Below are 11,462 nucleotides of genomic sequence, written 5' to 3'. Positions count from 1 at the left end.
ACACCCGAAAACAGCCCCTCTGCCTGGGGAATCGTTCCTCGTGGAGGAATTGGACCAGAAAACGATCAACAGGAATCACGCCGTGGATTCAGGCTTAGATCGCAGCGCTCGAAGCGGACTCCCCGCAGATCGGCGTTCTGAAAATTGGCCTCCGGCATGGTGCAGTCGCGGAAAACGGTGTTCTTGAACGTCGAGAATCGAAATCCGATCAGATCGGCACGGCACGCGTCGAAGAGCACGTCACGGAACGCGCATTCGGTCCAAGTCATGCCGGTCAGCCGACTCGCCGACGTTCGGACCCGATGCATGCCCGATGCCCTGGCCGTCATGTTGGACAAGTCGCAGCGCTCCAGCTCCACATTGACGAACCCGGCCCGGCGCAGTTGGCTGCCCGCGAAGCTGGTGACGACGAACCGGCAGCCCTCATACTCGGCCGCATCCACCTCGCGAGAGGTCAGGTCGCTACCGTTGAATTCCAGGCCGCGGTAGGTGCCGTCGTCCTCCATATCATGCTCGGGAAGCTGCGCCACGCCCAGCGGCGAGGGCAATTTAGGTGCAGCCGGTGCTTTGAGCCGCTTCTGCTGTTGATGAGTTAGCGTCCACGGGAGTGGTGTACGGGTGATCTTTCCTCTGATGTGACGGGAGAGATCCATGTGACAAGTGACGGCCACTTCGTAATCCTTCGATTCGCACATTCAGACACGAAGGGGACGAAGTGACCGTCAATGACATTGTGCCCGCCATCGGCGCCCACGTCGAGGAGACCCTGACCGCGGCGAGCCCCGACCTGCTCCGGACGATGATCCGCGAGTTCGCTCAGCGGATGATGGACGCCGAGGTCGAGCAGCTGTGCGGGGCCGGCTACGGCGAGGTCAGCAGCGAGCGGGTCAACTCCCGCAACGGCTACCGGCACCGCGAATGGGACACCCGGGCCGGAACGATCGAACTGGCCGTTCCACGGCTGCGCCAGGGCAGCTACTTTCCCGACCTCCTGTTGGACAAGCGCCGCCGGGCCGAGCGGGCGCTGACGTCCGTGGTGGCCACCAGCTACCTGTTGGGCGTCTCGACGCGGCGGGTGGAAAAGCTTGCCGAGGCGATGGGCATCACCAAGCTGAGCAAGTCGCAGGTGTCGAAGATGGCCGCCGAGCTGGACGAGCTGGTCGCCTCGTTCCGGTCCCGGCCGCTGGACGGCGGCCCGTACACCTTCGTCTGGATCGACGCGCTGACGCAGAAGGTGCGCGAGGGCGGCCGCACGGTGAACGTGCACTGCCTGATCGCCACCGGCGTCAACGCCGACGGCCAGCGCGAGATTCTCGGCCTGGACGTGGTCTCCTCCGAGGATGGGGCGGGCTGGCTGGCGTTCCTGCGCGGCTTGGTCGCTCGCGGCCTGTCGGGGGTGCTGCTGGTCACCAGCGACTGCCACGCCGGGTTGCGCGACGCGATCGCGGCCACGCTGCCCGGGGCCTCCTGGCAGCGCTGCCGGACCCATTTCGCCCGCAATCTTGGAACGTGCGTTCCCAAAGCGGCGCAGCCGTGGGTGCACACGATGCTGCGCACCATCTTCGAGCAGCCCGACGCCGAGTCCGTGCGAGCTCAGCACTGGCACGTGGTGGAGGTGCTGGAGGCCAAGTATCCCAAGGCGGCGACGCGCCTGGACGAGGCACGGGAGGACATCCTGGCCTTCACCGCCTTCCCCAAGGCCGTCTGGCGTCAGGTGTGGTACAGACCGAGACGTGAACGCCGGTGCCGGGCTGACGCGGCTCAGCCCGGCACCGTTCCACCACCGCCACCTGGCCGCCGACCACATTGCGATCGTCCAGTCCCTCGGTCTCATGGACGGTTAGCGTCCATGCCGCCCATGGACGCCGGCCTGGCGGCGATGGTGGAACGTCACAGCAGGGTCAGCGAGGGCTTCACCCGAACCGACACCCTCGACGACGTGCCGATCAGCCGAGCCCGTTCAGGTGCTCAGAGCCGGGGAAGGCGACGTTGGTGAGATGCTCGCTGAGTTCGAGCAGCCGGACCCTCGCCTTGGCGTCATAGGCTTGGGCGTGCGCCCTGCCGGGCTGGGCGCGGTTGAAGTAGGCGCCGGTGACCTCCGACAGCGATGGCCCGGTGATCAGACGGGCCGTGTTGTCCACTCCTTCCTCAAGCGTGCTCTGCACCGTGAAGAGATGCGTAACGATCTTGGTGGGCATGTACGACGCCGGATGCAGCGCGTTGACCGTGACCCCGGTGGGCCGCAGCAGTTCGGCGTGCGCGAAGGTGAACGTGATCTGAGCGAGCTTGGCCTGGCAGTAGGCCTGCACGCCGTCCCAGCCACGCTCCAGCATCACGTTGTCGAAGTCGAGCGGCGCCTGGCCGGCCGACGTGACGTTGACGATCCTGGCGGGTGCCGACCGGGCCAGCAGCGGTGTGAGCAGGATGCTCAGCAGGTACGTGCTCAGGTAGTCCACTTGGAACGTCAGCTCGTACCCGTCGGCGCTCTCCTGCCGCGCCAGCTCCACCCCCATCCCGGCGTTGTTGACCAGCGCGTCGAGCCGGTCGTGGCCGGCGAGTATCCGCTCGGTCAGGTCGCGGATCTGGGCCAATGAGCCGAAGTCGGCCTGCTCGAACGTGTGCCGGCCGCCCAGCTCGCGGAGCAGTTCCTCGCCCTTGGCCCCGTCGCGCCCGTGCAGGATCAGCGTGGCGCCCTGCGCCGCCAGTTTCCTGGCAAGGCCGCGGCCGAGGCCGTCGGTCGCTCCCGTGATCAGGATGCGCGGGCTCATACGACGCCGCCGTTGACGCGGATGTTCTGCCCGGTCACCCAGCTCGCCTGCGGAGAGGCGAGGAAGGCGACGACGTCGCCGATCTCCTGTGGCCTGCCGATGCGCCCCATTGACGTCATCTTCTCCAGGGAGGCGATGAACTCGGACGGGCGGGTGCGGAACTCGGGGGTGTCGGTCGGGCCAGGTGACACGACGTTGACCGTGATGCCCCGTTCGCCGATCTCCTTGGAGAACACGCGGGAGAACTGCTCCAGGGCTCCCTTCGCGCCGTCGTACAGTCCGTAGCGCGGGAAGAACAGCCCGGTGGTGTGCGAGGAGATGTTGATGATGCGGCCGCTGTCGCGCAGGTAGCGCGAGGCGAGTTGCATGGCGAAGAACGGCGCGCGGGCGTTCACCCGGAAGCTGGCGTCGAACTCCTCCTCGGTGACCTCGGCCATCGGTTTCAACACCGCGTACACCGCGTTGTTGACCAGGATGTCCACCCCGCCGTAATGCTCGGTCGCGGCCTTGAAGAGGGCCCCGATCTGCTCGGTGTCGGAGACGTCGGCCGCGACCGCCAGTGCCTGACCGCCCGCCGCCACGGCCTGGGAGACGACCTCGGCGGCCAGGCCGTCCTGTCCTGGCAGGTGGTCGACCACCACGGACGCCCCCTCGGACGCCAGCTGTACCGCGATGGTCGCGCCCAGGCCGGTGGCGGCGCCGGTGACGATCGCGACCTTTCCATCAAGTGTGTTGCTCATGGTCAGTTCCGATCAGACGATGGGGTTGCCGCTGGCGGTTGTCTCGGGGATGTCCTCGCGCAGGTCCCAGTGTTCGGCGATCAGGCCGTCGGCGATGCGGAACACGTCCACCACCGCGACACCGCGGTGCCCCGGCTGGGCGGTGAACAGGCTGTGGATGAAGACCAGGTCGCCCTCGGCGGCCAGCCTGTGGATCTCAAAACGGGCCTCGGGCAGTTGCTGGCGGAACCCGTCAATGAAGTCGACCAGCGGCTTGCGGCCGTCGGGCAGGTTCGGGTTGTGCTGGATCAGATCCTCGGCCAGGAAGCGGGAAGCCTCCTCGGTACGGCCCTGGTTCCAGACGAGCTCGATGTAGTCACGGATGAGCTGGGACATGGTGTTCCTTTCAGGAGACGTGCACGGCTTCGCCGGTGCGGGTCATAGTGGGGGTGGTACGGCGCACGGACACGATGTGCGCACCCGCGGCCAGGGCGAGAGGGAGCAGGGCCAGCAGGGAGAGCGGCCCGGCGCCGAGGGCGGACAGGTAGTGGCTGCCGATCAGGCTGCCCAGGCTCATGCCCAGGTAGATGCCGGTGGCGTTGAGCGCCAGCAGGATGCCGCGCTGCTCGGGCAGCAACTCCACCAGGCGGGCCTGCTGCGGGGCCATGAACAACGAACTGGAGAACCCCCAGAAGGCGAACACGATCACGGCTGCGGCGATTGAGCCCGGCAGGACGGTCAGCGCGGCGAACGCGACCGCCATGCCCGCCAGGGTCACTGTGACGGTACGGCTGCCGCCGAGCCGGTCGTGCATCCGGGAACCGCTCATGTTCCCGATCACTCCCAGCGCGCCAAACGCCAGCAGAATGAGCGAGACCGTCGCCGCCGTCGCTGCGAAACGGGACGCCAGGTATGCTCCCGCGACGCCGTACACGGTGAACTGCGCGGTGAGCACCAGCAGCGTGGTGGACACCGCCGGAAGGGCGCCGGGCGTGCGGAGCACGCGTGCGAAGACCTGGAAAGTGGGTGCGGGGCCCGGCTCGATGGCGGGCAGCAGTCGGGCGACGAGCACCAGCGAGAGCGCGGTGAGCACCACGACTCCGATGACCGTCCAGCGCCACCCGAGCGCCTCGCCCACCGTCGAGGAGAGCGGCACCCCGAGCACGGAGGCGGCCGTCATGCCTGCGAACACCGTGGCGAGCGCCTTCGGGCGATCCCGCTCCGGTACGATCATGGATCCCGCGGTGGACGCTGTCGGGCCGAACATCGCCGCGCCGAGGCCGGACAGCACCCGGGCCGCGCAGAGTGCTCCGTAACTGGGAGCGAGCGCGCTGCCGATGCCTCCGACGATCATCAATGCGAGGCCGATGAGCAGGACGCGCTTGCGGCACATCTGTCCCAGCCAGACCGAGGCGAGCGGGGCGGCCACCGCGAAGACCAGGGAGAAGACGGTGACGAGCAGCCCGACCGTGGCCGGCCGAACGTTCAGGGCCGCGCCGATCGGCGCGCTCAGCCCAACCACCGCCAGCGACGTGGTGCCGAGCGAGAAGTATCCCAACGACAATGCCAGCAGCGCCGGCGTGGGATTTCGCGGTTTCATGCGATGTCCTTCCAAGGGAAACACAAATACGAGACGGTCCGTATTTGAGAAAGGGTGGCTACGTGACAGGGTGACCGCGTGATCCTGCCGTTGACGAGGCGATCGGCCGGGCCGCTTCGGAGTCGGGCGGGGAGAGCGGCATGAAGGGCGGGGATCGCCGCGCACAGCGGCGTCTCGAAGCAGGCGATTTACCGCCGGTATGCCGCCTTGCTCCTCGATGCCTGTAGGTTGACCGACGCGTACGCCGCCGTCGCGGTAGAGCTCTTCACATGACCCATGCTCACCGAACGGATCAGGGGGTGACAGTGCCGCTGTCACGAGCCCGATGTGCAAATTGCACATCGCCTGGACATCACGAGGGGGGACGGGCGTGATACGGGTGCTCATCGCGGAGGACATGGAGCTCCTGCGCGCGGCCCTGGCCGAGCTGCTCGACCAGGAGGACGGCATCGAGGTGGTCGCGCAGGTCGCCACCGGTGCGGAGATCGTGCCCGCGGCCGAGGCGCACGAGCCGGACGTGGCGGTGATCGACATCGGCTTGCCGGAGGTGGACGGCCTCACCGCGGCCGCCGCGCTGCGCGAGCGGCTGCCCGGCTGCGCGGTGCTGATCCTCACCGCGCTGAGCCGGCCCGGTCACCTGCGCAGGGCACTGGACGCGCAGGTCGCCGGGTTCGTGCCGAAGGACATCAAGCCCGGCGACCTCGCCGACGCGATCCGTACGGTCGCCGCGGGCGGTCATGTGGTGGACCAGGCGCTGGCCTTCGCGGCGCTGCGTACGCCGGACAACCCGCTCACCCAGCGGGAGACCGAGGTGCTGCGGCTGTCGGCCACCGGCGCGGAACCGCGGGAGATCGCCGAGCGGCTGTTCCTGACGTACGGGACGGTCCGCAACTACCTGACGTCTGCGGTCACCAAGCTAGGTGCCCGCAACCGCGTCGACGCCATCCGCATCGCCACGGAGTCCGGCTGGCTCTGACGCGAACTCGGCCACCACCTCGAACCTGCCCCCGGGACGTGGGCCGGCCTCCAGCCGCCCTCCAGCGCGCACGGCCAGGCTCGCCAGGCCCGTGCCCCGGCCCGACGGCGCCGCGGCGCCGTCGTTGACGACGCGTAGCCGTACGGGAGGGCCTGTGATGGTGATGGAACACGTGCGCGCCCTGCTGTGGCGCAGCACGTTGGTGACGCTCTCGCGCAGCACGGCGGCGACGTCGGTCTCGACCTCGCCCGCAGGCCAGGTCTCTAGGCTGATGGACGTGTCGATGCCGGCGGCCGTCAGCGTCTCTCGGGCCGTGTCGATCTCCTGGTCCAGCAGCAGCCGGATGCGGCCACTGGTGATCGAGCCGAGGTCCGTACGCGCCTGCTCCACCAGCGCGACGAGGGAGGCCAGCTCGGCCTCGGCCCGCATGGGCTCCCTGTCCAGCAGCCGCAGCACCAGCTCGCCGCGGAGCGCGACCGCCGACAGGCTGAAGCCGAGCATGTCATGCAGGTCGCGAGCGATCCTTCTGCGCTCGGCGGCGACGGCGGCCTGCGCCAGGTCGTGCCTGGCCCGGTCCAGCAGCGCCACCAGATCGCCGAGCCGGGTGAGGCTGTAGAACAGCCAGGCCAGAATGAGATCGCTGAGATAGTTCGTCGCCATCCCCGCCGGGCTGGGCACCGGGGGCGGGAAGAAGAACGCCAGGGTGTGCAGGGTCTCCACGGTCACGACGATCGGCCACCAGTGTCGCGGGCGCAGCCAGGCCACCGCCGCGCCCAGGAAAAAGCCCCAGACGCTGCCGATCTGGGACCACTCTTCCACGAACACCATGCCCGGCCAGCTCAGCGGAACGACCAGCAGCCCGATCACCGCCAGCCGGACCCGGCTCGGCGGCAGCATGAAGAGGACCACGGCCGCGCCGAGAACCAGTACGTAAAGGAGCAGCCACGTCGCCTCCCTGCCGGAGGCGAAGTTCCCCGCCAGGATCGCTCTGACGGACTGGATGAGGATCGCGGCCAGGAGGATGAGGCGCGCGACCTTCGGCGACTCGATCAATGCCGACGGCTGCGGACCGCCGCTGCTGCGGTAGCCATTGGTCATCTCCCTGATCCCGTTCATGGTCCGCCGCGCCGCCTCAACGGCGGCCCCGATCTCGGCTCGGGCGGCCGTGACCGTGCTGGTGGCCCATGTCAGGCGGGCGGCGATGGCGCGCAGCTCGCCGTCCACCACCGCGCGCAGTTCGCCGTCCAGCCGCAGCCGTTCCCTGAGCGTCGCGAGCCTGGCCAGCTCGTCCCTGGCGGTGTGCAGGTCGCGCACCATGCCGGACAGGGTGTGGAGGCTGAACAGGATCAGTGCGTCGATCGCGGTGGAGCACACCCACAGGATCCACTCGGGAAAGGGCACGCCGCCGAGGAGGCGCCCGGCGCCGGTGGCGGCCAGGATGAGGCCGAACAGCGGCCACGCAGCCCGCGCGGGCAGCACACACAGCACACCTGCGGCAATCGTCCAGGGGAACCACTCCCAGTCCGTCCCGACCACGGCGAACGGCATCAGGGCCAGCGCCACGACGGCCGCGAGCAGGCCGTGACGGACGGCCGGGCGCCATCGGCGCGCGAGAACGGCGATCAGCGGCGGGTAGGACGCCGCCGCGAGCGCGATGCCCAGCGGCGAGACGCCGTCGTCCACCCCTGCCAGCCAGCGGATCACGATGATCATGCCAAGCGCGGTCCACATCATGCCGCGCGCGATCCGAGGCGGCAGCGTCTCTGCGGTCGAACCCAACCCATCCCCCAACCCATCCCCCAGCCCAGCCGACCCGGCCGGAGCCGGGTATCCCAGTCCATAATGAGGCAAATAGGTGCGCCGGAATTGCCGGATGGGCTCCTACGTGTGACTTTCGCCGGTAAATGGCCGGGGTTTCGGCGCTATTTGGCCGGGAGTGAGCAAGCCTCTGCCCGCCTGGCTTGAGGGCCGGGCGGGCAGAGTTCGGGTTTGGCTGTGGGTGTGGCGGGGCTCAAGTGCGGTGCGGGGGCGGAGTGGTCACATGATTCCGATGACGAGGTTCTCGCGGGCGGCTTCGACGACTTCTTTGGTCACGGTGGTCATCTGGTTGATTTCCAGGACGCGTTCGATCTGGTCAACGAGGCGGGTGGTCAGCCGGAAGTTGCCGTTGGTGATGCGCGTGATGGTCGCGATGGCTTCGGTGGTGGCGAAGTCATTGCTGTCGCCGAGCCGTAGGTGGGGCCAGTGGCGGGCGAGTACGAAGGCTTGTTCGTCTGTGGAGAGCGGTTTGTAGTGGTGGACGAAGCCGACACGGGAGTAGAGCTGGGGGTAGCGGGCGAGGCGCTTTTCGATGCCGGGCATGCCGATGAGGATGAGGCCGATGCCGGTGCGGTCGTGGTGATCACGCAGTTGTTCGAGGGCCGCGGTCTTGAGCCGGTCCGCCTCGTCGACGATCAAGAGTTCGGCGCCGCTGTGGCCGCTGACGCCGGGGTCTGCCCCGGGATGGTCACCGTTGCCGCGGCCGGTGTGGAGCATGAGTTCGACGGTCCAGCCGAGCCGGTCGCACAGGTGGAAGATTTCCTTGTCGAGGTTCTGGGGGGTGGAGTGGACTTTGGGGGTGTACATGACGGCGCGGGCGGCGAGGACCTCGTGGACGGGGGTGTCGTCTTGCTGGGAGCCGGTGGCGCGGGTGCCGGCAAGGTGCGGGGCGAGCTGATCCCAGCGGGTGTAGCTACGGGCTGATTCGGTCTTGCCGACGCCGGGGGCTCCGAAGCACAGGCCAACGTAGCGCTTGCGGCGGACAGCGTCGGCGAACTCCAGGAACCGCCGGTGTTCCTTGGTCGCCATGATCGGGGAAGGGGTCGACGGTAGTCCGTTTTCGTCTGCCCTGGCCGGGTCCTGCCCGAGGTCAGGTGGGGGCGTGCGGTCGCTGGCGTAGGCCAGCCCACTGGCGCTTGGTCGGTCAGGTGCCTGTTCGGGAGGGTCTGTCAGGTCTGGCTCGGCGGCCTGCTCGTCTGGGTGTGATGGCTGCTCCACGCCTGGGTGTCTATCCGGCGGAACCGTGTCTCACTCAGTCCAGTAGCGTTTGAGTCGCGGAGCGTCACCATGGGTAGGGGTGGTGTCGCTCTGGTCAGAGCCTTGACCAGTCGCGGGCAAGGGTTTGCGGCTGGTCTTCTGGCCGGCGGGACCGGGGACTACGGTGGTGGTTTCGTCAGGAGTGCTCCAGGTCCGCAAGCCGGGGGTCGGGTACGCGGCGGGGAGGGGCTCGTTGTGGGCGGCCAGGAGCGTGTCGACGACGGCGGTGCGGGTGGTGAGCTTGCCGCGCAGTTGCTTGCGGCGGGCGTTACGCGCGGCGGTGATCTCCTTCAGGCTGACGGTCTCGCCGGACAGCTCGGGGCAGATCGCCCGGCACAGGAATTTCTCGCCGTCCAAGGTGTGCACGTAGACGCGGATTTCGGTGATGTCGCGGGGGTCGAAGCGGATGGTGACCTGTTCGGCGACGTAGTCGGCCAGGACCGGGTCGATGAAAGCGCAGGGACAGGAAGCGGATCCCATCGGTGTGGATCTTGCGGGGTTTGGCGACCGTGGACAGCAGCAGATCGAGTTGTTCGAGGCTGTCGGGCATGCGCGGGATGAACGCGTCGGCCTCCCAGCGCGCCTGGGGCGAGGTTCGGGTTACGGAGTGCGGACGCAGGTTGTAGACCTCGCGGATGAACCGGCCGATCGCGGCATCCAGCTCGGGCAACGTCAGCTTTGCCTGGCCCTTGCGGTCGGGAGTGCCGCGGGGTGCGTAGCCGGGCAGGTGGGCCAGGCACATCTGGTTGAAGGTCTCCATGACCCGTTCGATCTTGCCGTGACCGTGCGGCTGGCCCTTCCTGGTGAACACCGGGCGGACCTTCAGATCGGCTATCACCTGTTCCAGATGAGCGGAGGTGAAGTCCGGGCCGTGGTCGAGGTGGAACACCTCAGGGATGCCGCACACGTGCCAGTCCGGCTCGCGTTTACGCCAGATCGCGTGCCGGAACGCCAGCGCGGTCGTGAGTGCTGAGGGCGCTTCCAGGTTGACGGCGTAGCCGGCGATGGCGCGGGAGTGGTCGTCCTCGATCAGGGTCAGCCACGGCCTGTCCGGCTTTCCGGAGGCGTCGATCACCCAGATGTCCAGCTCGGTGTGGTCTGCCTGCCAGATCTGGTTCGGCTTGGCCGCTTCACGGCGATGCACCAGGTCATACACCTCCCGGTACCTTTTCGTACCCTCCAGGGCGAGCGTCACCAGCGCCGGGTCCAATTTCCTGACGAGCTCGTACACCGTGGAGTAACTCGGGACCGGCCAGCCGTGCGCGTCTGCGATGCTGGCAGCCTGCCGGTGCACCTTGGTCACGCTTGGGCGGGGCGGTGTGAGCGCCAGCCCCTCGATCAGCAGTCGTAGCTCTTCGGGCATCCGCGGTCGCCCTCGGTCCGAGCGCGGGCGCCGCGCCAGGGCGGCCAAGCCGCCCGCTTGGTAGTCCGAGCGCCAGCGCCGCATCGTGCGCTCCGGGACACCGGCGCCAGCCGAGACCCGTGTCAGTGGCACGCCGTCCTCCAGGTGCGGACGAAGCAGCCGCCACCGATGCATCGCCTGGAGCCGTTGCTGCTCGGTCAGGCCGCTCAGCGATACCGTCGGCCCGTCACGACCCTCCGGCCCGGCTGATCCGCCCGTCTCGCGCGCCGCCACGAATACAACAATCCCCCCCATCAATGATCGTCCGCCACCATCGAGCTGGGCGGCCGCTGCGCCCGGCCGTTCAGGACGCGGCTTTGACCTGATCGAGAGGGCTTGTCCCCCGATCACGTCGGCCGGTCAGCCGCTGCGGTGTGGCCCGGGACGGCCTGGTCAGCTGCCCATGGGACAGGGCATGCCCGCGCCGCCGAACCAGTCGGCCAGGTATTGCTGCATCTGGAACATCTCGGCGTGCTGGCCGTCGCGAACCTTGGCGGCGAACGCGCCGACCGGCTCATGCTGGACGCCTCCGTGCATGAGCAACTGCTGGGACATCATGACCGCCATCATGTGATCCGGATCATGTCCCGCAGGAATGTCTCATCCAGTGCGTCGCCGGACAGCTTGGACAGATCGCGCATCATCGGCCGGTAGTCGATCGCCGGTGAATACCCGCGATACCAGGTGGCCAGCCACTTGTTCATCGTGGCGATCTCGGCGCGTTGCGTGCTGACGATCGAGGCGCCCAAGGCGCGCATCTGGGCCCGGCCCGAGCGCTGCAACTGCTTGGCCGCCGCTACCGCCTCCTGATGGTCGACCATGTGGGTCAGATAGTAGGCCTCGTCGCTGACGTTCACCCCATGCATGGAGCTGGTCGGCTCCATCCTGCCCCAGCCGGTCGGCTCGACGGCCTGCCGCCAGG

11 protein-coding genes and 3 pseudogenes are annotated in these 11,462 nt (G+C 68.3%); 2 read left to right on the top strand and 12 right to left on the bottom strand.

Annotated elements, in window-relative coordinates:
• Window positions 1-65: 65 nt before the first annotated feature.
• The gene (locus AB0J09_RS40430) at window positions 66-695 is read right to left on the bottom strand and encodes a pentapeptide repeat-containing protein (protein ID WP_360703118.1); all 630 of its coding nucleotides are present in this window, start codon (window positions 693-695) and stop codon (window positions 66-68) included.
• Window positions 696-730: 35 nt separating this feature from the next.
• Between AB0J09_RS40430 and AB0J09_RS40425 the strand changes: the two are divergent.
• Window positions 731-1,720 (top strand): annotated as a pseudogene (locus AB0J09_RS40425) (IS256 family transposase); the annotation flags it as partial.
• 226 nt (window positions 1,721-1,946) lie between these two features.
• Here the strand turns inward: AB0J09_RS40425 and AB0J09_RS40420 are convergent.
• Genes AB0J09_RS40420 through AB0J09_RS40405 form a run of 4 tightly spaced genes read right to left on the bottom strand, consistent with a single transcriptional unit; the run spans window position 1,947 to window position 5,087 of the window.
• Window positions 1,947-2,768: an SDR family NAD(P)-dependent oxidoreductase gene (locus AB0J09_RS40420; RefSeq protein WP_360703116.1), complete on the bottom strand. Its 822-nt coding sequence runs from the start codon at window positions 2,766-2,768 to the stop codon at window positions 1,947-1,949.
• Window positions 2,765-3,508 (bottom strand): SDR family oxidoreductase, encoded by a 744-nt coding sequence (locus AB0J09_RS40415; protein WP_360703110.1) that lies wholly within the window; start codon window positions 3,506-3,508, stop codon window positions 2,765-2,767. Before AB0J09_RS40415 ends, AB0J09_RS40420 begins: the two co-directional genes overlap by 4 nt.
• 12 nt (window positions 3,509-3,520) lie before the next feature.
• Entirely contained in the window at window positions 3,521-3,883 is a 363-nt protein-coding gene (locus AB0J09_RS40410; RefSeq protein ID WP_360703108.1) for a nuclear transport factor 2 family protein, read from the bottom strand.
• Between the two features lie 10 nt (window positions 3,884-3,893).
• Complete coding sequence (locus AB0J09_RS40405) at window positions 3,894-5,087, bottom strand: MFS transporter (protein ID WP_360703105.1); 1,194 nt, start codon at window positions 5,085-5,087, stop codon at window positions 3,894-3,896.
• A 370-nt stretch (window positions 5,088-5,457) separates the two neighbouring features.
• Here AB0J09_RS40405 and AB0J09_RS40400 point away from each other — a divergent pair, with 370 nt between their 5' ends.
• Window positions 5,458-6,063 carry a response regulator transcription factor gene (locus AB0J09_RS40400; RefSeq protein WP_360703121.1) on the top strand — a complete coding sequence of 202 codons (606 nt, stop codon included), beginning with the start codon at window positions 5,458-5,460 and terminating at the stop codon, window positions 6,061-6,063.
• Here the strand turns inward: AB0J09_RS40400 and AB0J09_RS40395 are convergent.
• From AB0J09_RS40395 to AB0J09_RS40365, 7 genes and pseudogenes are all read right to left on the bottom strand, one after another.
• Entirely contained in the window at window positions 6,004-7,776 is a 1,773-nt protein-coding gene (locus tag AB0J09_RS40395) for a histidine kinase (protein WP_360703102.1), read from the bottom strand. The genes AB0J09_RS40400 and AB0J09_RS40395 overlap by 60 nt on opposite strands.
• A 324-nt stretch (window positions 7,777-8,100) precedes the next feature.
• Window positions 8,101-8,910 carry an AAA family ATPase gene (locus AB0J09_RS40390; RefSeq protein WP_360703099.1) on the bottom strand — a complete coding sequence of 270 codons (810 nt, stop codon included), beginning with the start codon at window positions 8,908-8,910 and terminating at the stop codon, window positions 8,101-8,103.
• 219 nt (window positions 8,911-9,129) lie between these two features.
• On the bottom strand, window positions 9,130-9,495 hold the full coding sequence (locus AB0J09_RS40385) for a hypothetical protein (RefSeq protein WP_360703123.1): 366 nt from the start codon (window positions 9,493-9,495) through the stop codon (window positions 9,130-9,132).
• Between the two features lie 27 nt (window positions 9,496-9,522).
• Window positions 9,523-9,618 (bottom strand): annotated as a pseudogene (locus AB0J09_RS40380) (Mu transposase C-terminal domain-containing protein); the annotation flags it as partial.
• A 319-nt stretch (window positions 9,619-9,937) separates the two neighbouring features.
• Window positions 9,938-10,585, bottom strand: a pseudogene (locus AB0J09_RS40375) (transposase); the annotation flags it as partial.
• A gap of 348 nt (window positions 10,586-10,933) precedes the next feature.
• On the bottom strand, window positions 10,934-11,098 hold the full coding sequence (locus AB0J09_RS40370; RefSeq protein WP_360703096.1) for a hypothetical protein: 165 nt from the start codon (window positions 11,096-11,098) through the stop codon (window positions 10,934-10,936).
• An 8-nt stretch (window positions 11,099-11,106) separates the two neighbouring features.
• On the bottom strand, window positions 11,107-11,462 hold a 356-nt coding region (locus tag AB0J09_RS40365; RefSeq protein WP_360703094.1), incomplete at its 5' end, for a DUF305 domain-containing protein.

Source organism: Nonomuraea sp. NPDC049784 (assembly GCF_040659615.1).
In the GTDB taxonomy this organism is placed as follows: Bacteria; Actinomycetota; Actinomycetes; order Streptosporangiales; family Streptosporangiaceae; genus Nonomuraea.
The sequence above is the reverse complement of the archived record's forward strand: the minus strand, read 5'-3'. Positions and strand labels throughout refer to the sequence as shown.

Excerpts from the sequence above, each read along its gene's own strand:
- AB0J09_RS40390 (WP_360703099.1), bottom strand. The coding sequence starts at position 8,910 with ATGGCGACCAAGGAACACCGGCGGTTCCTGGAGTTCGCCGACGCTGTC.
- AB0J09_RS40395 (WP_360703102.1), bottom strand. The coding sequence starts at position 7,776 with ATGATCATCGTGATCCGCTGGCTGGCAGGGGTGGACGACGGCGTCTCG.
- AB0J09_RS40415 (WP_360703110.1), bottom strand. The coding sequence starts at position 3,508 with ATGAGCAACACACTTGATGGAAAGGTCGCGATCGTCACCGGCGCCGCC.
- AB0J09_RS40420 (WP_360703116.1), bottom strand. The coding sequence starts at position 2,768 with ATGAGCCCGCGCATCCTGATCACGGGAGCGACCGACGGCCTCGGCCGC.
- AB0J09_RS40430 (WP_360703118.1), bottom strand. The coding sequence starts at position 695 with ATGTGCGAATCGAAGGATTACGAAGTGGCCGTCACTTGTCACATGGAT.
- AB0J09_RS40410 (WP_360703108.1), bottom strand. The coding sequence starts at position 3,883 with ATGTCCCAGCTCATCCGTGACTACATCGAGCTCGTCTGGAACCAGGGC.
- AB0J09_RS40405 (WP_360703105.1), bottom strand. The coding sequence starts at position 5,087 with ATGAAACCGCGAAATCCCACGCCGGCGCTGCTGGCATTGTCGTTGGGA.
- AB0J09_RS40370 (WP_360703096.1), bottom strand. The coding sequence starts at position 11,098 with ATGATGTCCCAGCAGTTGCTCATGCACGGAGGCGTCCAGCATGAGCCG.